We start from the raw sequence: 20,853 nt of genomic DNA, 5'->3' as shown, positions 1-20,853 counted from the left end.
AGTGCATCCAACGAAGGTCATCATGAAACGAAGAAGCAAAGCATTTACGCTAATTGAACTATTAGTCGTCATCGCCATCATCGCCATCCTCGCAGCGATTCTTTTCCCGGTTTTTGCCCAGGCAAAACGCGCGGCAAAGAATTCTGCCGACATCTCGAACATGAAGCAGATCACTCTGGGTCAGTTGATCTACACGGGTGACTTCGACGACATGTTCAGTCCGGTCAACGGCAACGACGCGGACTCCGGCACGTTTAGCCGAACCTGGATTCAAAAGACGGCGCCCTACATCAAGAATCTGCCGATCTTCCAAAGTCCGCTGGATTCTCGACACGACGCTCCGGTCGCGAGCTGGGCCACCTCCTTCTCGCCGGACAACTTCAAGAACGCGATCGGGCTCTCGTACGCCCCGAACGCCTACACGCACAGCGCCAACTCCGCCGGCTATGCCGCCGGATGTAGCGACTCCGCGCCGTGTGTGCTCGGCGGCGTGATGAACCAAAACGATAACGGCAACTACGTGCTTCCGCACTCGAAGTCGCAGACTCAGGTGACGCAGCCGGCAAGCACGATTCTTCTTGGGGATCTTTTCGACGACTCGATGTACAAGTCCGGCTGCTGCGGATTTGGGAACATCAGCGAGTGGTTCTCCGCGGCGTTCCTGCAGATCAGAATTCCGGGAGATATCGGTGGGCAGTATGAGTGGTTCGGACCGGAGGACATTCCCAATGGCCTCGCGGCGACCACGAACCCGTTCCCAACCGGACCGGACGGCGGCGTAAGCCTCACCAGTGGCGTAAACGCCAACTTCTCGTTCGTCGACGGCCACACCAAGGGGATGCAGCCGCGTGCGACGGACCCCGACCCAATCAACAACCGGGCCAAAAAACCTGTGGGATGCCGACCGCTAAGACGGCTCCCGCGAATCCGTCCAGCTCCACATCGGTGGAGCTGGGCCCCGATGACCGCGACATCAGACTCACAATGAAAAACGAAAGAAGTTTGCTAATCGCCTTGCTGTTGGTTGGAACCTTGACCACTCCGGGATGTAGCAAGTCGGAAGCCGGCACCATGACAAAGGCTCAGGAGGAAGCGGCTCGCCATCCAGTGGCGGATCCAACCTACAAAGGGCCTACCGAAGCGGACAGGGCCGCGATGGTCAAGTCCATCGAGGACTATCAGAACAAGCACAAGAACGATAAGATCGAGTTCAACACGCCCAAGTAGAAGGGGGGCGGGGTATCAGCCTCCGCCCGACCTACGTGTCGCGATTCCGGTGAAATCCGGTTCCATGTTGGACTAGCGTTGCGCGCGGGAGTTTGGGGTCGTAAGACGCACGGATCCATCCGTCCCGCACCATCCCCTCCATCGCCTCGGGCAACATGCCGAGGAACGTCATCGCGACCGGATCGTGCGCGCGCTGCTGCGCCATCAGTTGCATCATTTGCACGATGCTCGGCAATCGGGATTCTCGCTGCAGGAGCTTGACGAGCACGTCGAAGTGGCCCCAGAGCGGCAGCACCTTGCCATCGCGGGTGTAGCTGCCGGCCTTTATCACCCGGCCTTCGTGGTAAACCGCGCCATCCTGCCAGGTCGCCCCTTGCAAGTCGAGCCTTAGAATGTTGTTTTCTTCCAGCGGCGAACCGGCATCGAGCTCGGTTAGAAATTCGGTGGAGGACCGAATGCTGAGAAGGTTGAATCCGCCGGCGCCGACCGTGAGGTCCTCATCGATGAAGCCCCCTTGCGCCAGCCATTGCCAGGCCTTATCCGGCGAGAGTTCGAGGCCGTTCGCGCGCGCCAGCTCCGCGGTGAAATCCTTGAGGTCGGAGAATTGCGAGTTGGCCGTATACCAATAGTCGCCGAAGCGAATGTGCGTTTTGATGCGGCGGATCTGCCGGCGGTCGAATTGCTCACACAGCCACTCTCGCTTTAGCTCGCCCCGGTCGATTTCCAAGATGGTATAGGCGCACTGCTGGGCGCCAATCTGCGCCATCGTGACGCCTGCCGAGAGGATCGGATCGGCAAAGCCACCGCTCTCGCCCACCAAGAACCAGTTTTCGCCAGATTGACGCTCGGCCAGGAACGACCAGTCGCGGGTCGTCTCCAGCCGATCTTCGCTGGTGGCATTCGCGAGGAGAGCGGAAAGCGCCTCTTCTTCCTGGAGGGCCTGGCGATAGACCTCCTGCGGTTTCTTGCCCAAGGATTTGAAGTACTCGGCCGGAATGACCAGCCCGATACTGGTGCGGGTAGGGCCAAGGGGAATGAACCACAGCCACCCGTAACCGAGGCTGCGAACCTGAATGCGGGTCGCCCCTACGCCGATGCGGACCGCCCAGTCGGCGTTCTGCCAGTAGTCCCAGATCGCGATGTTCCGGAGCGTGGAGGGATAGTCGCAAGCGACGTTCATGGCTCGGCGAAGAATGCCGCTATTGCCGGAGGCATCCACGTAATGACGCGCGGTAACGACTTCGCCGTCCTCCAATTCCAGCCCGGTCACCCGGTCACCCTCCCGGTTCACTTTGGCGACCTTCGTTCCTTGCCGGACATCGCAGCCGAGTTCGGCGCAGTGGTTTAGCAGGATCTCGTCGTAGATAGCGCGGTCGACTTGGAATGCGGTGAGGCGGCGCTGACCCTCGAACTTGGCGGGTCGCGGCTCGTCCTTGAACTCGTCGGCAGGGAAGAACTCGAAATTCCAGAGTTCCGGGGTTTTGCCCCATCGCAGGGTCGCGCCGATCTTGATCGGAAAATTCGCGGCTTCCACCTTGTCCCAGCACCCCATCTCGATCAAGATCGGCGAGATCGGCGGGAGGAGGCTCTCGCCGATGTGGTCTCGGGGGAAGGTTTCCCGCTCCAAGATCGCGACCTTCAGCGCCGGATTGTACTTCTTGAGCAGGCAGCCGACGGTGCTCCCGGCGGGACCGCCTCCAATGATGGCGACATCGTAGTTCATTGGCGGATTTCCATCTTTCGGATCAACTGGCGCTCTCCTGGTGGCGATGAAAGCCGGGAAAGCCTGAATTGAGCTGCGCCAGCGGCTCGCGTGGATCGTACGACGCGCGCACCCAGCCGTCGTTAACCATCCCTTCTAGAGCAGGGGCCACCTGAGGCAATACATTTTGGATGAACGCACGGTCGGAGGAGCGTTGCTGCGCGACGGCCATGATGGCCTGGAGAATGTTCTGGAGCCGAGTCTCATGCTGAAGAACCTGTACGAGCAGCTCGAACGCTCCCCGGATGGGAAGGACGCGATTGCCGCGGACGTAGCACTTGGTCTTGCCGACGCGGCCTTCCAGGTAGCTGGCCCGGTCCTTCGTTCCGGCGCCCTCCAGGTCGAGCTGAAAGACGTTGTTCTTTTCAAGGGGAGAGTCGAACTGGAGGTCGGCCAAATAGTGCCGGGACTCCTTTAGAGAGGCGAGGCCGAATCCGCCGATCCCGACGGCCAAGTCCTCATCGATGAATCCGCCCCGCGCGATCCAATCCCAGGCTTTCTCGGCCGTAAGCTCGAGCCCGCTCGCCTCGGCCAACTGGGTAGTGAATTCCTTAAGCTCTTTCAATTGCGAGTTAGCGGTGTACCAGTAGTCGCCAAAGCGGATATGCGTATTGATCCGGTGGCGTTGGCGGAGGCTGAACTGCTCTTTCAGCCAAGAGGCGTCTCCCCGGTGCTCGATCTCGTTGACGGTATAGGCGACTTGCTGGCCGGCGATGTGCGCCATGGTGACGCCGGCGGATAGGATCGGATCGGCGAAGCCTGCGCTTTCACCGATGAGAAACCAGTTCTCCCCGACGCTCCTTTCCGCCAAGAACGACCAATCGCGAGTGCTTTTCAGCAGATCCTCGGACTTCGCGTTGGCGAGAAGCTTGGCGAGGGCGGGTTCGTCTTGGAGTGCCTGGGCATAGAGCTCGGCGGGCTTCTTTCCGGATTGCTTACTGTAGGAGACCGGCACGACAAGCCCGATGCTGGTGCGGGTGGGACCGAGCGGGATGAACCAGATCCAGCCGTAGGGCAGGCTGCGCACTTGGATGCGCGTACCGCCCACGCCGATCTTGACCGCCCACTCGGCGTTTTGCCAGTAATCCCAGATCGCGATGTTCTGCAACGCCGGGTGATAGGCGCATTCGATGCCCATGGCGCGGCGCAGGATGCCGCTGTTTCCGGAGGCGTCGATATAGTATCGAGCCGTTACGGATTGTCCGCCTTCCAGCTCCAGGGCGGTGACCCGGTCCCCTTCGCGGTGGACCTTAGCCACTTTGGCCGCTTGATGAACGTCGCATCCCATTTCCGCCGCGTGATCCAGCAGGATCTTGTCGTACACGGATCGATCCACCTGAAACGAGGTCGCGGTGCGTTGTCCGGCAAACTTGGCCGGCCTGGGCTCCTCCCGAAACTGCTCGACCGGTACGAAGTCGAAATCCCAGAGCTCGGGATTACGCCCCCATCGATAAGTGGCGCCGAGCTTGATTGGGAAGTTGGCCGACTCGACCTTATCCCAGCACCCCATCTCGTCGAGGATCGCCGAGATCGGTGGAAGCAGACTCTCGCCGATGTGATCGCGAGGGAAGACCTCGCGCTCGAAGATGGCGACGCGAAGGCCGGGGTTGTATCGCTTTAGAAGCGTGCCCGCCGTGGCACCGGCCGGACCCCCACCGATAATAGCGACATCGTATTCGTTCTGGACCTCTTCGACCATGACTAGCGAATCTAGTCTACCGATGCTAACTTGTCAGCGGGTTCAAAAGTTGCCCCGATCTGGGAAATCCCGCAGTATGGCCAATGAATTAATTTGATTCACCTTGGGCGGTAGTTAGGTCGCGTTGCCCCGCGGTTCGCGGCTGGCAGCCCGCCTGGGAACGCGTGAAGGTGGATCGGCGGATCACTTCGCCAGAGCCCCTGCGTTCGCTCCGGATGCTAAGAAGCGGGCGGGCGGACGTGGCCAAAGAGGAGGACGCCGCCATCTTCCACTCTTACGGAATCGAGGCTCGCGTCGACGGGGAATTCGGCGATATCGAAGATCGGATTGACCTTGTCGAGCTGGTTTTGGAGAAGGGTTTTGATTCCCGCGCCGGCCACGTCGACCGATTCGATATCGACCATCAGCTTGCGGCCGTCCTCGATCCGGAGCGTGCAGACCGCGCTGGCCTTTAGATCGACGAGTACGGTCTTGACCGCATCCACGAAGAGCTTGCCGTCTTTCGCGCGGACCTGAAACTTCCGGAGGCCGGCCGGGGCCTTGGCGTTCAAGAATTCCGCCAAGGAAGCTTCGCCCACGAACGCTTCGAGCTGTCCCGGTTCAGGAGCGGAGATTACGAGCGGCGAACGTTCGATATGAAGTCCTTTTCCGCCGAACCTTACGTCGTCGACTCTCAAACCCATGGGTAAGAGAACGTCCCGAAGGTGCACAGTGAACTCGCCGACGTCGACTTTTTCCTCGTGGGGCACGCCCCATGGTACCTCCAGGGTATTCGCCGGAGGGCCGTGCCACTTACTTCCACCTAGACGTATACAATGGTTCGAGCCTCACCAATGACCATGCTTTACCCTCTCCTTATGCTCGCGGGTCCGGGCAGCCAAATCCTCACGCCTCCCCCGATGCCCCGCGAGTTTCGCGCGGCATGGGTGGCGACCGTCGATAACATCGACTGGCCCTCGAAGCGGACGCTATCGGTTTCGCAGCAGAAGGCCGAGATGATTCGGATCCTCGATATCGCGAAGGGGATGAACTTAAACGCGATCGTCCTTCAAGTCCGGCCGTCCGCCGACGCGCTCTACCAATCGAAACTCGAGCCGTGGTCCGAGTATCTGACCGGGCAGCAGGGAAAAGCGCCGTCCCCCTATTACGACCCGCTGGAGTTCGCCGTCTCGGAGGCGCATAAGCGTGGATTGGAGCTACATTGCTGGTTCAACCCGTACCGGGCGCTCCACCCGGCACAGAAGGGACCGGTCGTCGCGAGCCATATCTCCAAGACGAACCCGGAGATCGTCCGCCGCTACGGCAGCTACCTATGGATGGACCCGGGGGAGCCGGAGGTGCAGAGGCGGTCGCTGCAGGTCGTGCTCGACGTGGTGAAGCGGTACGACGTAGACGGCGTTCATATCGACGACTACTTCTATCCTTACAAGGAGAAAGGGCCGGACGGAAAGCTCATGGATTTTCCGGACGATCGCAGTTTTCGGCGGTATCGGTCCGGTGGGGGCCATTTGGCGCGGGACGATTGGCGAAGGAAGAATGTCGACGACTTCATTCGGGACCTTTACTCGGGCATCAAGCAGGAGAAGCGGTGGGTGAAGTTCGGAATTTCCCCGTTCGGCATTTATCGCCCCGGCTACCCCGCGGGGATCAAAGCGGGGGTCGATCAGTACGCCGACCTTTATGCCGACGCGCGGCGATGGTTTGCCGAAGGTTGGTGCGACTATTTCACGCCGCAACTGTACTGGCCGATCCATCAGACCGCCCAAGCGTATCCGGCGTTGCTCGACTGGTGGCTTGCCCAGAACCAAAAAGGTCGGCATCTTTGGCCGGGTAACTACACGAGCCTTACCAGTCCGTCGGAGAAGAATTGGCCCGCACAGGAGGTCGCCGACCAGATCTCGATAACCCGCCAGCGAGGCGCCAACGGCAACGTCCACTTCAGCATGAAGGCGTTCCTGCAGAACTACAACGGCATTACCAGCCACCTTATGAACGGGCTGTACGCCAAACCGGCCCTGGTACCGGCCTCGCCTTGGCTCGACGACCGGGCGCCTAACGCCCCGAAGGTGGATGTCGAGTCGATGGGCGACAACCAGTGGTCGTTGAAGTGGCGCCCGGATGGGGATAACGACGTCCGCTTCTACCAAATCACGGTTCAGGTCGGCGAAAAGTGGGGCACTCCAAGCGTTACATCGGCCGACAACCTCAAGATTAAGCAGCCATCCGGCGCGGTAACCCGCGTCGCCATCGCCGCCATCGACCGAACCGGCAACGAGAGTGGGCAGACGGTGGTGAGGCTGAGGTGATGTTGGGCGTTAACCTTAATGTAACTTTGTCCTGCCAACGAGACTCCTTTCCAACGCCCAACGCCCAACGCCCAACGCCCAACGCCTTAACGCCCTCGCCACATTCCACAGGAACCTTCGCAGATATCGAGCGCCTATTCCCCGATTGGTATCCGCACCGCAAACGTCGAACCCTCGTTTAGGGTGCTGTCTAGGGAGACGCTGCCGCCGTGGGCTTCGGCGATGTGTTTCACGATGCTGAGGCCTAGGCCGGTGCCGCCGGTGGTGCGGCTGCGCCCTTTGTCGATCCGGTAGAAGCGCTCGAAAACGCGGCGGTGGTGTTCGATGGCGATGCCTAGGCCGGTGTCCTTTACCTCGAAGACGGCAAATTCCGGCTCTTCTCGCACAGATGCTACGACCGAGCCGGCGGTGGTGTAGTTGATTGCGTTCTCCACGAGGTTTATCGCGATCTGGCTCATCTGGGTCGGATCGGCTTGGACCACCAGCAGCGGCAATCCTTCGTAGGAGAGGGCGAGCCCCTTTTCGACGGCACGCTCATGAAGGTGGTCCACTGCCTCGCGAACGACGGCGGCCAGGTCGCAGGTTTGCTTTTCGACCGGATTCGACTCGGCCTTCGAAAGCTGGAGAAGGTCGTGGGAGATCATCGACAGCCGATCGATTTCGCCAATGATCCGGGGCAGGTAACGGTTGGCCAACTCGTCCTCCGGCTTCGCTTCATCCTGAAGCGTCTCGGCCATCGCGCGAATCATCGTCATCGGCGTTCGCAGCTCGTGCGAGACGTTAGCGACGAAGTCTTTTCGAATCGTCTCCAAGCGCCGCAGATCGGTTACGTCGTACACCGACAGAAAAACCCGGCCGGGCGGCTGCCCGGTAATCCATGCTTTGGCTAAGCCGATCCGCTGACCGGGATAGGAAAAAGATAGCTCGGCATAAGCGGCTTCGCCCGACTTTGCCGCCCGGAGGACGAGCTGCTCGAGGTCGTACGAGAGGGTGACCGCCAGCAGGCTGCGCCCGAGCGGATCTTCGAACTGGAAAAGCTGGCGAGCCCGTAAATTGGCGTATAAGACGGAGCCGCGGCCGTCGCAAATGAATACGGCGACGTCGAGGCCGTCGGCAAGCTCGTCGACGGCTCGGCGCTGCTCCTGGAACTGGCTCTGCAGGACATCCGCCTGGCTTTGCCGGTGCGTGATCTCGTCGTGGGCCCGGCGGAGGATCGTCTGTTCCAGCACTCCGGCGATGGCGAGCAGCGAGGCGGCTAACGCATAGACCCATCCGACGGCGGAGTCGGAATCGTGTCGAAGGGCGAGCCCGGCGAAAACCGTGAGGAGCGCCGCGCCGCCGAAACTCACGACGGCCGTCCAGATTGCAAACCGACGGCTCACACTCATCAGGACGGGCAGACGGTGGAAAACGGCGCGAGAAGGTTGGGTCTTCTTAACCTAGCGCCAACTTAAACGAGGCGGAACGGGGTACCGTCCGTGGAGCGAACTATGAAGCGCATCGAAGCGTATATTCGCGTCAACAAACTCGAGGACGTAAAGCAGTCTCTAGAGGATGTCGGCGTTTTTGGCCTCAGTGTCGGGCAGATCCGCGGCTACGGCCGTCAACTTGGCCGGACCGATAAGTATCGGGGCAGCACCTATGCGGTGAATCTGCTGCCGAAACTGCACCTTGAAGTGTTCGTCACCGACGAGCAGGCCGAGGAAGCGGTGGAAGCGGTTGTCCGCGCCTGCCAGACGGGCGAGATCGGCGACGGCAAAATCTTCGTCAGCGATGTGATCGACGCGATTCGCATACGTACCGGCGAACGCGGGGCGTCGGCGCTGTCGTAGTAGACATTTGACTAGCTCCTAGTGAAGGGGAGATGAGTGTCACGCAAAGGCGCGAAGACGCTAAGAGGTTCGGTCCATGGCCTGGCAGAATTTTAGTATTTGGCGGGGGCGCCTGCCGCATTGGCGGGCGGACGACGTCAACTACTACGTGACGTTCAAGCATCGGCGGTCGCTCGACGAGTTTGAGCGGCGGATGCTGTTGCGCGGCCTGATCAAGCCGGATGGACGCCGGTGGGATCTGCTGATCGTGTGCGTCCTTCCGGAAGTTACGGAGCTGATCTTCACGGTGCGCGAGGCGCCGACCGGGGTGCCTTACGAGCTGAGCGACGTTGTGGAGAAGGTGAAGTCGAAGGTTGGCCGCGACATCATTAAGCGAACCGAAGAACGGTTCCCACCCTTTTACAACGAGAGCTACGACCGCATTCTTCGCGATGACGACGAGTTCCAGGCGTTCTGGGAGCGAATCTTCGAATCGCCCGTGGCCAACGAGCTAGCGGAAGATCCGGAACAATACGACTCGCTCTGGGTTGCGAACGCGCCCGAGTAACGTGGCACTGGCATCTTTGCCAGTGAGTCCCAGGGGCTTCCAGCCCTTGGCGGTCTCACACGACCAGGATGGTCGTGATACACACGGGCTGGAAGCACCGTGCCACGCGGAAGTTGCAACGGATGCGCCCTACTTCGAGTAGAATATTTGTACACGCACGACGTGAGTCTATGGGGCTCAAGTCATCTGCAGTCGAAATTGTAAAAACGAGGTAGAAAGAGAGAAATGGGAAGAACAGTAGGAATCGATCTTGGCACGACCAATTCGGTCGTTGCCGTTATGGAAGGGGGCGAGCCGGTCGTCATTACGACCGCCGAAGGATCCCGAACGATGCCGAGCGTCGTCGGGTTTAAGCAGAACGGCGAGCGCGTCGTGGGCGTTACCGCCAAGCGCCAGGCAATCGTGAACCCCGATAACACGATCTATTCGATCAAGCGGTTCATGGGCCACACCCTCGCCGAGGTTCAGGACGAGATCAAGCTGATCGGCTACAAGGTTAAGGCGGGGAAGAACGGCCAGGTCGCGGCGGTCGTGCCGGCGCTTGGGAAGGAGCTGACTCCGGAAGAGGTCAGCGCGATGATTCTTCAGAAGCTGAAGAACGACGCCGAGGCTTATCTTGGCGACACGGTCGACCAAGCGGTCATCACCGTGCCGGCTTACTTCAACGACGCTCAGCGGACAGCCACGAAGAACGCGGGCGAGATCGCGGGACTGAAGGTGCTTCGAATCATCAACGAGCCGACGGCGGCGTCGCTGGCGTACGGCCTCGATAAGAAGGCGAACGAGACGATCTGCGTCTTCGACCTTGGCGGCGGAACGTTCGACGTGTCGATCCTCGACGTCGGCGAAGGGGTCTTCGAAGTCCGCTCGACGGCGGGTGACAGCCACCTCGGCGGTGACGATTTCGACCACAAGATCGTCGAGTGGCTCGCGGGCGAGTTCAAGAAGGATCAGGGCGTCGACCTGATGAAGGACAAGGCGGCCGTACAGCGGCTGCGCGAAGCGGCAGAGCGCGCGAAGATCGAGCTTTCGACCCAGGCTTCCACGCAGATCAACCTGCCGTACATCACGGCGGACCAGGACGGGCCTAAGCACCTCGACCTCAACCTCACCCGGGCCAAGTTCGAGGAACTGACGGCGGGGCTGATGGAGCGGGTGAAGAAGCCGTTCTTCGACGCTCTCGAGGCGGCGAAGCTGAAGCCGAGCGAAGTCGACGAGATCATTCTCGTCGGTGGTTCGACCCGTATGCCGCAGGTCCAGGAGCTGGTCAAGAAGATGACCGGCAAAGAACCGAACCGCTCCGTGAACCCGGATGAAGTCGTGGCGATCGGCGCGGCGATTCAGGCGGGCGTCCTCGGCGGCGAAGTCAAGAACATCGTCCTCCTCGACGTCACCCCGCTTTCGCTGGGTGTGGAGACTCAGGGCGGGATCTTCGACAAACTGATCGACCGAAACACGACGATCCCGACGAAGAAGAGCCGGGTCTATACGACGGCGGTCGACAACCAGCCGGAAGTGGAGATCAACATCCTCCAGGGTGAGCGGCCTATGGCTCGCGACAATAAGAGCATCGGACGGTTCCACCTGGGCGGAATTCCTCCGATGCCGGCGCGGACGCCTCAGATCGAGGTGACCTTCGACATCGACGCGAACGGCATTCTGAATGTCGGCGCGCAGGAGAAGGGGACCGGCGCCAAGCAGTCAATCACTATCAGTGGTTCGGGCAACCTGAACCGGGATGAGATCGACCGAATGGTCCGGGAGGCCGAGCTGAACGCGGAGGCCGACCGCCAAGCGCAGGAACTGATCGAGCTGAAGAACAAGGCGGAGAGCCTTGCCTATCAGACCGAAAAGACCCTGAAGGATCTCGGCGACAAGGTGGACGAGGCAACGCGCCAAGGCGCGACCGAAAAGGTCGACGCCCTGCGCAATGCGCTCAAGGGGGATAACCTGGAGGAGATCCAGACCGCCTTCACCGCGCTGGAGCAGGAGTCGCACTCGCTCTCCGAAAAACTGTACGCGAACGTCGCCCAAGAGGCCGACGCCAGCGAGCAGTCCGGCGGAGCCACCGGATCTTCCGCGGACGGCGACGTCATCGACGCCGAGTTCAAAGAAGAGAAGTAAGGGGAAGGCGTTAGGCGCTGAGGCGTTGGGCGTTAGGAGAAATCCTAGCGCCCAACGCCTTTTTAACGCCTAACGCCCAACGCCATAACGCCGCTCCAACACCGTACAATACACGCCATGCCTCTTATCGCATTGGCCGTTGCGGTTGCCTTGGCGGGTGCTCAAGCCAAGCCGACGCTGAAGCCCGAAGACTACAGGCAGTGGGAAGGGCTCGGCGCAACTCAGATTTCCGACGACGGACGGTGGATCAGCTATGGGATCAGCCGGGTCGATGCCGACGGGAATCTCGTTTTGAAGAGCAGCGATGGTCCTCAGACGGCTCTTATCCCGAACGGAGTCGCCGCGAGCTTTTCAGATAACTCGAAATGGTGCGGCTATCTGATTACGCCTTCGAAGGCGGCGACCGAAAAGCTGCGGGCGGAAAAGAAGCCGGTCGAGACCAAGCTTGGGCTCCGAAACCTAGAGAGCGGCGCCGAGAGACAGATCGACTCGGTGCGGAGCTACGAATTCCTTAAGGGAAGCCGGTTCTTGGTCGCCCAACGGTACCGGGGGGCATCCAAGAGCGAGGGCGGGAGCGACTTAACGGTCGTCGATCTAAGCGACGGGCGCGTTCTATCCGTCGGCAACGTGAGCGGCTACGTCGCCAACCACGACGAGACGCTGCTTGCGCTGGTGGTGGAGAGCGACACCGGCGAGAAAGGGGTTCAGCTCCTGGATCCCGCGGCTAGGTCGCTTACTCCGCTTACTTGGGGTAGGGACACCATCGCCAACCTGGATTGGGCGAAGAATCAAGACGTCCTGGCTTTTCTCGTCGGCAGCACCGACGACAAGCACGAAGGGGCTTCGTATCGCCTGGTGGTGGGAAAAGACCTGCGGGCGAACCATCCGACGTTGCGGTTCTTTCCAACCGAAGGGCGGATACCGGCCAACTCCCGCATCGCGGAAGTCGCCCCGGTCGCGGTGAGCGACGACGGTAATGCGGTTGCCTTCGGGGTTCAGGAGTGGCGGGCGAAGCCGAAGCCTCCGGTGAAGCCAGAAGACAAGGCCGGGGTTGAGATTTGGAACACTCACGACGTGCGGGTTATGCCGCGCCAAAAAATCACCTCGGGCGGCGATCGAAACCGGACAAGCCTATGTGTTTGGCATCTGGACGACGATACGTTCCGCATGGTCGGGGATGGGGCGGAGCAGTCGGCGACGCTTCTCCCGGACTTTCAGTTTGCGATTCTCAACGATCCGACCCCGTACCTCTCGCCGGTAACGAATGGCTTCGACTACCGTGACGCATGGCTTGTGAACACTCGTACGGGCGAGAAATCTCGACTTCTCACTAAGCACCATTGGCCGATCGTTCCCTCGCGAACGGGGCACTATCTCACCTATTACGATCGACGTAACTGGTGGCTGTACGACGTCCGCACCGGCCAGAAACGGAATTTGACGGGCGATCAGAAGATATCGTTCGAGGATGAGGAGAGCGACTACACCGTTCCGGAGAAGAGCCCGGCGGGATTCCCGACATGGCTCAAGAACGACGAGGGGGTTTTGCTGCAGGACGACTTCGACGTGTGGCTCGCCCGGCCGGCCGGGGGCTTCTGACTCCGCTCACCCAGGGCCGAAAAGATCGCGTGGAATACCACTTCATGGATATCGACCCGGCCGACGAGGATGGCGCTTCTATCTCGAAGCCGCTTTACTTCTCGGCGCTCGACAAGGACACCAAATCGAGCGGCTTCTACGTTTCCGACGCTACCGGGAAAGGGAAGTCGCTGATTCAGCAGGATGCCAGAATCGGCCGGCTCGTCAAGTCGAAGGGAACCGATCGGGTGCTCTTCACGATGGGGACGTTCGCCCAGTCGCCCAACCTGTTCCTTACGAACACAGCGTTTAGCGCGATCAAGCCGGAGAGCAAGACGAACCCTCAGCAGACGAATTTTGCGTGGGGTAAGTCGGAGCTGATTACCTACAAGAGCCGCTGGGGTAAGCCGCTTCAGGGGGTGTTAATCTATCCGGCCGATTACACTCCGGGGCGCAGCTACCCGATGGTGACGTACATCTACGAGCGGCTCAGTGATGAGCTCCACAACTATGCGACGCCGGTGGAGTGGAACCCCTATAGCGAGCAGGCGCTCTCGCAGAACGGATACTTCGTTCTTAAGCCCGACATCGCCTACCTTCCCCGGAATCCCGGCAAGTCGGCGGTCGACTGCCTAGAGCCGGCGGTGGCGGCAGCGGTGGCGAAGAACGTCGGCATCGACCCGAAGCGGGTTGGCTTGATCGGGCACTCGTGGGGTGGGTATCAGACGGCGTTCGTTACCACGGTCAGTAAGACGTTTGCCGTCGGCGTTGCGGGCGCGCCGCTGACGGAGTTGACGAGTATGTACAACAGCTTCTACTGGAACGCGGGTCTCAGCGACCAGCAACTGCTGGAGACCGGGCAGGGGCGCTTGGAGGTTCCGTTCTGGGAGGATCCGAAGGTGTATTTCGAAAATTCGCCGGTCTGGCAGTCTTCGAAGCGGACAGCGCCGATTCTGATTGCCGCCGGAGACGCCGACGGCGCCGTCGATTGGCACCAGGCGCAGTACCTGTACCAAACGCTACGGCGGATGGGGAAGAACGCGGTTCTGCTGGTCTACTCCGGCGAAAACCACAACTTCACCCGCCGCCCCGACCAGCTCGACTACGCCCGACGCTTACGACACTTCTTGGATGTGTATCTTAAGGGGGCAAAGCCGGAGGCCTGGGTTTCGGATGGAGTGCCTTATCTGAAAAAGGACGACTAGGGGCGTTCTTCCATTTTTTCTTGTCAAAGCGAGCGGATCGCCGGTAAGGTTGCCGTATGAACGTCATGAGGTTTTCCTTGCTGGCCCTTTCTCTTATCGCGGCCGTTGGCTTTGGACAGGCGAATCCGGACACCAAGGCGATCGAGGATGGCATCAACCACCTGCGCAGCGTTCCCGACGCCGACCGGGGGCGTGTGACGAAGGAGTTGGCGGCCAAGATCCGGGCGTTACCCGCAGGTGGGAATAAGACCTTGCTTGCCCAACTCTTGGCCAACCTCTCGACGGAAGGTGATTTCGGCCACGATACTCTCCAAGAAGTGGCGAATACGCTGGCCGGCTCTTTGAAAGAGTCTCCCGACCCAAAGAACGGATTCGCCTATTTGCAGCTAGCTCAGCTTTCGCGATACGAACACGTATCGGTAAAGCTGGCAGGGCCGGAATACAGGCAGGCTGTGGCGAAAGCCGACGCCATCGATAAGGCGCGCCGCAAGGCCGATTTCGTCTTGAACGACCTCGACGGGAAAGCCTGGAGTCTCTCCGCGCTGCGGGGCAAGGTTGTCTTGGTGAATTTTTGGGCGACTTGGTGTCCGCCGTGCCGCAAAGAGATGCCGGATCTGGCCGACCTTTACACGAAGTTCAAGGACAAGGGGCTGGTCGTGCTCGCTATTTCCGATGAAGAGATGAGCAAGGTTAAACCGTTCGTCGCGGAGAAGGCGATGCCTTTCCCCGTCTTGCTCGATCCGGGGCGGAAGGTGAACGAGCGCTACCAGGTCGACGGTATTCCGAAAAGCTTCATCTATGACCGGAATGGGAAGCTCGTCGCCCAATCGATGGACATGCGAACTCGCCGCCAATTCCTCGAACTGCTGGGCCGAGCCGGTTTGAAATAGAGGCCTCCGGTTTGGCCGGGGAAGTTAGGTGAAACCCTCGGGGTAAGCCGCGAGGTGTGCCCTTATCGGCAAGGAGATCCCTCCCGACGCGCCGTCGGGCAGGGTCCCGACCATCGGTCGGGCAATCCGCTTCTCGGACGGGAAGCCCCGCAAGTGCGGGACCCTCCAGACGGCGCGTCTGGAGGGATCGTTCGGGTTCATCGGCTGGGAGCCGATGCTACGGTTTACGCGTCGGCGTAGAGGTTGAACTCGTACGGATGCGGGCGAAGGTCGACCGCGTCGCACTCGTTCACGAGCTTGTACTCGATGTAGCTGTCGATCTGCTCCTTGGTGAACACGTCGCCGCGGAGAAGGAACTCTTGGTCCTCCATCAGAGCGTGCAGCGTGGCTCGGAGTGATCCCGGTGTCTGTTGGATGCCGGCTCGCTCGAGCGGAGGCAGCTCGTACAGGTCCTTGTCGAGCGGCTTCGGCGGCTCGATCCGGTTCTGGATACCGTCAATGCCGGCCATCATGAGGGCGGCGAACGCCAGGTACGGATTCGCCATCGGGTCCGGAGCGCGGAACTCGACCCGCTTCGCCTTCGGCGACTTGCTGACCATCGGGATGCGGACGCACGCGGAGCGGTTCCGCGCGGAGTACATCAGGTTGATCGGCGCCTCGTAGCCCGGCACCAACCGGCGGTACGAGTTCGTCGTCGGCGCGCAGAATGCCAGCAGAGCCGGCGCGTGCTTAAGAAGTCCGCCAATGTACCAGCGAGCGGTTTCGCTAAGGCCAGCGTAGCCCGCTTCGTCGTAGAACGTCGGCTCGCCGTTCTTCCAGATCGACTGGTGGCAGTGCATACCGCTGCCATTGTCTCCGAAGAGCGGCTTCGGCATGAACGTCGCGATCATTCCGTTCTGGAACGCGGTCTGCTTGACGACGTACTTGTACTTCATCAACTGATCCGCCATCTTCTTCAGCGTGTCGAACCGCATGTCGATCTCACACTGGGCGACCGCCACCTCGTGGTGGTGCATCTCCACGTTGATCCCGATGTTCTGCATGTGCAGCGCCATCTGGGTTCGGAGGTCGTGAAGCTTGTCGACGGGAGCGGCCGGGTAGTAGCCGCCTTTCGGCTTGACGGTGAAGCCGGAGTTGCCTTCTTTACCGGAGTTCCACCACGCCTCTTGGCTGTCGAGCTTGTAGCCGGCGCCCTGGGTGCCGTTCTCGAACATCATCTCGTCGAAAACGAAGAACTCGGCCTCGGGACCGATGTAAATCGTGTCGCCGATACCGGTCGACTTCAGATACTGCTCGGCCTTCTCGGCGGTGTAGCGCGGGTCTTTGCCGTAGCGCTGGCCGGTGAGAGGGTCGGTGATGTCGCAGATGATAACGGCGGTCGGGACCTCGGTAAACGGGTCCATGAACAGCGTATCTGCATCGGGCATGAGGAGCATGTCCGACTCGTTGATCGACTGGAATCCGCGGATGCTGGAGCCATCAAAGGCATAGCCATCCTCGAACTTATCTTCGCCGAAGTGGGCGACGGGGACGCTGAACTGCTGCCAGGTGCCCATAAGGTCCGTAAAACGGACACTTAGGATCTCGGCATCGTTCTCAGTGACGAAGCTGACGGCCTCTTTGGGGGTCATCTTTCCTCCGGAATTTCAATATTCAATGGCCTCGCCGACCTCCGGGCATCAGCCCGGCCGGCTCCGCGAGAAACGAGGTACGCCGGGAGCTTCCGCTCCACGGCGCCCGTATGAGTTCCCGCTCGCGTCATTGCAGAACGATTGCGGACATTATCTCCTGTTATCGCCTTGTTAGGAAAGGGGCACGCCGGTCGTTTAGGAAAAAGGGGACGCAAGAGGGCGCTAGGCGTGTGGCCCAAGGGGTTGGGTCGCGGTCGTTCGTGGCAGAATCGTCGTTGTGAAAGCACAGCCCGGGAGCCGAATGCCGGTAGAGGAAATCGCGGAGCGGTTCGAGCAGTGCGTTCGCGAGCCCTCGATGCGATCGGCTTCGGCGGTGTTACGGATCACCAGGGAGCAGATCCACGCGCGCGGCCAACTCTCGATCTATCCCAAGCTTGCGCTGTGGTTCCTGGAGGGTGGGGTGGCCTTGCTGCTTGCGTCCCGTTTCCTTCCCGCGGACACGCAGAAGTCGGTGATGCCGGGGGCGTTGGGCGCGCTAGCTCTGTCTGCCATCCTGGGCTACGGCGCGTTTACCGGCCGCGAGGATCGGAAAGCGAGCCTGCTCGCGGAGCATGAGATTTACCGGCTGGCAACCGAAGCCCTCGATAAGATTGTCGCCGAGCCATTCCCCCGAAAGCCGCTGACCAGGGAACAGGTCGACACCCTAAAAGACCTCGTCAAGCGATCACCGACCAGCATGGGCATCCGCGAATTCCTAAATGGGTAGCCGGAGCGAGGGCGTCCCGTCCGCCTCCCGGACCCTGGGCGTCTCGCCCGTTTGGCCCGAAAGGGCCGCTCTGGGGAGCGGCGGTCCTTTAGAGAAGGCGCTGGCTCGCCCGGCGGGCGGGGGTGAAGTCCGGGTGCGAGCGGGCGTATTGGGACACGGCGTTCTGCAGAACGATGCCGGTGGCGCAGGCGACGTTGAGCGATTGAACCAAACCGTACAGCGGAATCGCCACCGTCGCTTCGCACCGCGCTTCGATCTCAACCGGAACACCGTCCAGCTCGGCACCCACAACTAAAGCGAGTGGGAACGGCCAATCGAACCGGTCGAACGAGACGGCCCGTTCGGTAAGGCTGAGCGCTACCGGGTGGTATCCGTCCTTAATCGCTTCCGCGAGGGCTTGATCCAGCTCGATCCATCGCCAATTGAGGCGATGCTTCGTCCCACGATGGCCCGACATGTCGACGGCTCCATCGCGCTCCGGGTTGAAGTCGATCCGCTCGATACGGAACGCCTCGCCGATGCGCAGCAACCCGCCCTGGTTGATATCTTTATTAAGCGGGCCCACCAGCAAGCGAATCGGCGCACGGGGAAGCTGCTCGAAGGTTTCACGCAGACCCGGGTCCTCCGGCACGTGCCCCGCCATTTTCCACGCGTCTTCCAGCCCAGCCTCCATTCGCCGCTTCCTTTCGGGCCATCGAATCATATTCATATCGGCTCTAGTGGATAGATTTTGACATCGACCCCGTCGCTGCCCATGACATGAACAAATGGCTCGGGTCGAATTTCCGCCGAACCGACCGGCTTCTCGTCGATCCCTTCGAGTTTCGCCTCGCGAAGTGGATACGGAGAGTGGTGAACCCGCCCGGACATGAGTAGGCCCCGGCGCACCGTGTACAGCAAGTATCGCTCGATGAGGAAGAACTCCAAGGTGCCCGGCTGAGCGTCCGGCAATCGACCCCCTAAGACCGAACTTATTCGGCTCAAGGAGTTTGGCGCCGAGTATCGGTTACTGACATATCGGCGGATGTTTCGCTCTTCGAGCACCTGCATGTTTGCGTGGAAGTACGGCAAGCCGAAAAAGCGGCGGGCAATGGCGCATGCGATTCGGTTTGCCGCGTCGAGGGAGAAAAACCAAACCCCCGGATCTTGGCCGTTCCGATGAACGTAAGTGCGAACGTTAGTCTCCGGGAACGCGCTCAACCCCGGCACCGACGGCAAAAACCTCGGACGCACCCCTTCCATCCGAAAGGGCACGAGCCCGACCCACGCCATCGGGCGACCGCTTTCATCCGGAAAGGTGTCCATGTTTAGCCCCGGTGGAAGAAGCGGCTCGATTTCTTCAGACGGGCAAGGGAAGTGAAGAAACAGCAGCGACCGCCACCGTTGGTACATCACGTGCGGCTGCGAAGGTAGTTCTCGCAATCCTAGCTGAGCCTCGGTGTACATCCTCTTTCACCGCCTTAAGGGGCAAGTCATGGAACCTCATTCCATAGGTCTTGTGCTTCTTTACAACGAGAGGGCAAGGAGCCCGTCAGAAGATTGGTCCCATCTTTCACTATCCCGAAGGGATTCCGTCCCTAAGCGAAGGGTTGCGACGCACGAGCTACCCTGGTGGGCGAACGCACCCCATTCCTACCTCGAAGAGGTTGAGTCCGGACGCAACCCCTTTGGGGTACATGGGTTGGCGGAGACCAGGGTTGCCCGCAGGAGCGGGCAACCCTTCGCTGGCGGACGAAATCCCTTCGGGATAGGAGGCAACATGCCGGGTACAGGGTTGCCCCAGTGTTCAGGCGGCGGAGCTGGCGGGTTGATCAAGCTCGTTCTCCAGTCGGATTCGCCATTCGGAGAAGCTCTCTTGCGCAGCTTTCAGTTTCGCTTCTCGCTTCACTCCCTTGTCTCGCGTCTCGATCTCCGGCTCTGGGAAGAGGCCCCAGTTGATGTTCATCGGCGCGAACTCGCGCGGGGTCTGGTCCTGGAGGTGAGAGACGAGAGACCCATAGGCGGAGGCGCGGGGCGGGACGATGGGATCTAGCCCCTGCTCCTGACGGGCGGCCGAGATCCCTGCGTAGATTCCCATCGCCGCCGATTCCACGTACCCTTCGACCCCGGTGAGCTGGCCGGCGATGAACAGACCGGGAACTTCGTTCATTTCCAGCCAAGGCGTGAGCACCTTGGGGGATTCGATGTACGTGTTCCGGTGGATTACTCCAAAGCGCACGAACTCGGCGTTTTCCAGGCCGGGCACCATTCGGAAGACCCGCTTCTGCTCTCCCCACTTAAGGCGGTTTTGGCACGCCACGAGCGAGTAAAGGCTTCGGTCGCGATTCTCGGGGCGGAGCTGGATCGCGGCATAGGGACGGCGGCCGGTTCGGGGGTCGCTAAGTCCGACCGGTTTGAAGTTTCCGAACGCCAGCGACCGATCGCCGGCGTCCGCGATCGCCTCGATCGGCGTACAGCCGGCAAAGTACTTGATCTTTTCCAACGTCTCGTCTTCGGCCGCCACCCCGTGGGGAAGAGCCCGCTCCGCCGTCTTGAGCGCCTCGACGAACGCGTAGTATTGCTCCTTGTCGAAGGGGCAGTTCAGGTAATCGTCTCCCCCTTTATCGTATCGGCTCTGCGCGAAAGCAATCGACGTATCGATCGTCGAGGCATCGACGGTAGGGCTGACCGCGTCGTAAAAGTAGAGGTGCTGCTGCCCCGTGAGCTGAGCCAGCCACTCCGCCAGCGGACGGCTCGTCAGGGGACCGGTTGCGAGGATTAGCGGACCCTGAGCAAGCGCGTTCTGGGCCATGTCGGGAGAGAACTCGTCCCGAACCACGTCGATATTCGGGTGTTCGGAAATCCGCCGGGTGATCGCCGCAGCGAAGGCGTCGCGATCGACGCAGAGTGCTTCTCCGCCAGGAACGGAGTGCTCCTCGCCGGTTGGAATGACGAGGGAACCAAGGGCGACCATCTCCGCCTTTAGCTGCCCCGCCGGGGAGGTGGCGAGGCGAGATTTGAAGGAATTGGAGCAAACGAGCTCGGCCAGGTACTCGGTCTGGTGCGCCCCCGTCGGCCGTTTCGGCCGCATCTCGTAGAGGCGCACCTTACACCCGCGCTCCGCCGCCGCCCAGGCCGCCTCGGTCCCCGCGAACCCTCCGCCAACGACTGTGATCATGCCCCTATGGTGGCACGGGCTTCCAGCCCGTGTGTATCACGACCATCCTGGTCGTGCGAACGTAGCATCGGCTCCCAGCCGATGAACCTTCACGACCATCTTGGTCGTGAAAGAACGCCAAGTGCAGGA

General features: G+C 60.8%; 18 protein-coding genes. 10 read left to right on the top strand and 8 right to left on the bottom strand.

The features are described from left to right. Positions 1-22 precede the first annotated feature (22 nt). A complete protein-coding gene (locus tag OP10G_RS20610; protein WP_025228543.1) occupies positions 23-988 on the top strand; it encodes a prepilin-type N-terminal cleavage/methylation domain-containing protein in 966 nt (321 codons plus the stop codon). Continuing rightward, positions 985-1,227: a hypothetical protein gene (locus tag OP10G_RS27540; RefSeq protein ID WP_025228544.1), complete on the top strand. Its 243-nt coding sequence runs from the start codon at positions 985-987 to the stop codon at positions 1,225-1,227. The genes OP10G_RS20610 and OP10G_RS27540 overlap by 4 nt, the downstream gene beginning before the upstream one ends. 31 nt (positions 1,228-1,258) lie before the next feature. On the opposite strand, the gene OP10G_RS20600 is transcribed toward OP10G_RS27540, so the two are convergent. The 3 genes from OP10G_RS20600 to OP10G_RS20590 form a co-directional block, all read right to left on the bottom strand. Continuing rightward, the gene (locus OP10G_RS20600) at positions 1,259-2,950 is read right to left on the bottom strand and encodes an NAD(P)/FAD-dependent oxidoreductase (protein WP_025228545.1); all 1,692 of its coding nucleotides are present in this window, start codon (positions 2,948-2,950) and stop codon (positions 1,259-1,261) included. Positions 2,951-2,972: 22 nt separating this feature from the next. After that, positions 2,973-4,688: an NAD(P)/FAD-dependent oxidoreductase gene (locus OP10G_RS20595; RefSeq protein ID WP_025228546.1), complete on the bottom strand. Its 1,716-nt coding sequence runs from the start codon at positions 4,686-4,688 to the stop codon at positions 2,973-2,975. A gap of 218 nt (positions 4,689-4,906) precedes the next feature. Further along, complete coding sequence (locus OP10G_RS20590; RefSeq protein ID WP_025228547.1) at positions 4,907-5,437, bottom strand: LmeA family phospholipid-binding protein; 531 nt, start codon at positions 5,435-5,437, stop codon at positions 4,907-4,909. A gap of 108 nt (positions 5,438-5,545) precedes the next feature. Between OP10G_RS20590 and OP10G_RS20585 the strand changes: the two genes are divergently transcribed. Further along, positions 5,546-6,994, top strand: a complete 1,449-nt coding sequence (locus tag OP10G_RS20585) for a glycoside hydrolase family 10-like protein (protein WP_227624994.1) — start codon at positions 5,546-5,548, stop codon at positions 6,992-6,994. Positions 6,995-7,128: 134 nt separating this feature from the next. Here OP10G_RS20585 and OP10G_RS20580 read toward each other — a convergent pair whose 3' ends face one another. Then, entirely contained in the window at positions 7,129-8,376 is a 1,248-nt protein-coding gene (locus tag OP10G_RS20580; RefSeq protein ID WP_227624993.1) for a sensor histidine kinase, read from the bottom strand. A gap of 108 nt (positions 8,377-8,484) precedes the next feature. On the opposite strand from OP10G_RS20580, the gene OP10G_RS20575 reads away from it, so the two are divergent. The 6 genes from OP10G_RS20575 to OP10G_RS25210 all read left to right on the top strand — a co-directional run bounded on the left by OP10G_RS20575 (position 8,485) and on the right by OP10G_RS25210 (position 15,170). Continuing rightward, positions 8,485-8,826, top strand: coding sequence for a P-II family nitrogen regulator (locus OP10G_RS20575; RefSeq protein WP_025228550.1), 342 nt, complete (start codon positions 8,485-8,487; stop codon positions 8,824-8,826). 76 nt (positions 8,827-8,902) lie between these two features. Then, a complete protein-coding gene (locus OP10G_RS20570) occupies positions 8,903-9,373 on the top strand; it encodes a hypothetical protein (protein WP_025228551.1) in 471 nt (156 codons plus the stop codon). A gap of 225 nt (positions 9,374-9,598) precedes the next feature. Next, positions 9,599-11,497: a molecular chaperone DnaK gene (gene dnaK / locus OP10G_RS20565; protein WP_025228552.1), complete on the top strand. Its 1,899-nt coding sequence runs from the start codon at positions 9,599-9,601 to the stop codon at positions 11,495-11,497. A gap of 117 nt (positions 11,498-11,614) precedes the next feature. Then, a complete protein-coding gene (locus tag OP10G_RS20560) occupies positions 11,615-13,096 on the top strand; it encodes a hypothetical protein (protein WP_025228553.1) in 1,482 nt (493 codons plus the stop codon). Continuing rightward, positions 13,066-14,280, top strand: coding sequence for an alpha/beta hydrolase family protein (locus tag OP10G_RS20555; RefSeq protein ID WP_025228554.1), 1,215 nt, complete (start codon positions 13,066-13,068; stop codon positions 14,278-14,280). Before OP10G_RS20560 ends, OP10G_RS20555 begins: the two co-directional genes overlap by 31 nt. A gap of 56 nt (positions 14,281-14,336) precedes the next feature. Then, positions 14,337-15,170 carry a peroxiredoxin family protein gene (locus tag OP10G_RS25210; protein ID WP_025228555.1) on the top strand — a complete coding sequence of 278 codons (834 nt, stop codon included), beginning with the start codon at positions 14,337-14,339 and terminating at the stop codon, positions 15,168-15,170. 224 nt (positions 15,171-15,394) lie between these two features. Here the strand turns inward: OP10G_RS25210 and glnA are convergent, their stop codons facing one another. Then, positions 15,395-16,801: a type I glutamate--ammonia ligase gene (glnA, locus tag OP10G_RS20545; RefSeq protein ID WP_025228556.1), complete on the bottom strand. Its 1,407-nt coding sequence runs from the start codon at positions 16,799-16,801 to the stop codon at positions 15,395-15,397. Between the two features lie 277 nt (positions 16,802-17,078). Between glnA and OP10G_RS20540 the strand changes: the two genes are divergently transcribed. Continuing rightward, positions 17,079-17,567, top strand: coding sequence for a hypothetical protein (locus tag OP10G_RS20540; RefSeq protein WP_144241279.1), 489 nt, complete (start codon positions 17,079-17,081; stop codon positions 17,565-17,567). An 88-nt stretch (positions 17,568-17,655) separates the two neighbouring features. Here the strand turns inward: OP10G_RS20540 and OP10G_RS25205 are convergent, their stop codons facing one another. The 3 genes from OP10G_RS25205 to trmFO all read right to left on the bottom strand — a co-directional run bounded on the left by OP10G_RS25205 (position 17,656) and on the right by trmFO (position 20,724). Further along, positions 17,656-18,276, bottom strand: a complete 621-nt coding sequence (locus tag OP10G_RS25205; protein ID WP_025228558.1) for a TrmH family RNA methyltransferase — start codon at positions 18,274-18,276, stop codon at positions 17,656-17,658. Beyond that, positions 18,273-18,989, bottom strand: a complete 717-nt coding sequence (locus OP10G_RS20530; protein ID WP_227624992.1) for a YqjF family protein — start codon at positions 18,987-18,989, stop codon at positions 18,273-18,275. Before OP10G_RS20530 ends, OP10G_RS25205 begins: the two co-directional genes overlap by 4 nt. Before the next feature lie 364 nt (positions 18,990-19,353). Continuing rightward, a complete protein-coding gene (trmFO, locus tag OP10G_RS20525; RefSeq protein WP_025228560.1) occupies positions 19,354-20,724 on the bottom strand; it encodes a methylenetetrahydrofolate--tRNA-(uracil(54)-C(5))-methyltransferase (FADH(2)-oxidizing) TrmFO in 1,371 nt (456 codons plus the stop codon). Positions 20,725-20,853: the final 129 nt, after the last annotated feature.

It is taken from the genome of Fimbriimonas ginsengisoli Gsoil 348 (assembly GCF_000724625.1).
Classification (GTDB): domain Bacteria; phylum Armatimonadota; class Fimbriimonadia; order Fimbriimonadales; family Fimbriimonadaceae; genus Fimbriimonas; species Fimbriimonas ginsengisoli.
This window is presented reverse-complemented; position numbering and strand designations above follow the sequence as displayed.

Excerpts from the sequence above, each read along its gene's own strand:
- OP10G_RS20610 (WP_025228543.1), top strand. The coding sequence starts at position 23 with ATGAAACGAAGAAGCAAAGCATTTACGCTAATTGAACTATTAGTCGTC.
- OP10G_RS27540 (WP_025228544.1), top strand. The coding sequence starts at position 985 with ATGAAAAACGAAAGAAGTTTGCTAATCGCCTTGCTGTTGGTTGGAACC.
- OP10G_RS20600 (WP_025228545.1), bottom strand. The coding sequence starts at position 2,950 with ATGAACTACGATGTCGCCATCATTGGAGGCGGTCCCGCCGGGAGCACC.
- OP10G_RS20595 (WP_025228546.1), bottom strand. The coding sequence starts at position 4,688 with ATGGTCGAAGAGGTCCAGAACGAATACGATGTCGCTATTATCGGTGGG.
- OP10G_RS20585 (WP_227624994.1), top strand. The coding sequence starts at position 5,546 with ATGCTCGCGGGTCCGGGCAGCCAAATCCTCACGCCTCCCCCGATGCCC.
- OP10G_RS20575 (WP_025228550.1), top strand. The coding sequence starts at position 8,485 with ATGAAGCGCATCGAAGCGTATATTCGCGTCAACAAACTCGAGGACGTA.
- OP10G_RS20570 (WP_025228551.1), top strand. The coding sequence starts at position 8,903 with ATGGCCTGGCAGAATTTTAGTATTTGGCGGGGGCGCCTGCCGCATTGG.
- dnaK (WP_025228552.1), top strand. The coding sequence starts at position 9,599 with ATGGGAAGAACAGTAGGAATCGATCTTGGCACGACCAATTCGGTCGTT.
- OP10G_RS20560 (WP_025228553.1), top strand. The coding sequence starts at position 11,615 with ATGCCTCTTATCGCATTGGCCGTTGCGGTTGCCTTGGCGGGTGCTCAA.
- OP10G_RS25210 (WP_025228555.1), top strand. The coding sequence starts at position 14,337 with ATGAACGTCATGAGGTTTTCCTTGCTGGCCCTTTCTCTTATCGCGGCC.
- glnA (WP_025228556.1), bottom strand. The coding sequence starts at position 16,801 with ATGACCCCCAAAGAGGCCGTCAGCTTCGTCACTGAGAACGATGCCGAG.
- OP10G_RS25205 (WP_025228558.1), bottom strand. The coding sequence starts at position 18,276 with ATGAATATGATTCGATGGCCCGAAAGGAAGCGGCGAATGGAGGCTGGG.
- trmFO (WP_025228560.1), bottom strand. The coding sequence starts at position 20,724 with ATGATCACAGTCGTTGGCGGAGGGTTCGCGGGGACCGAGGCGGCCTGG.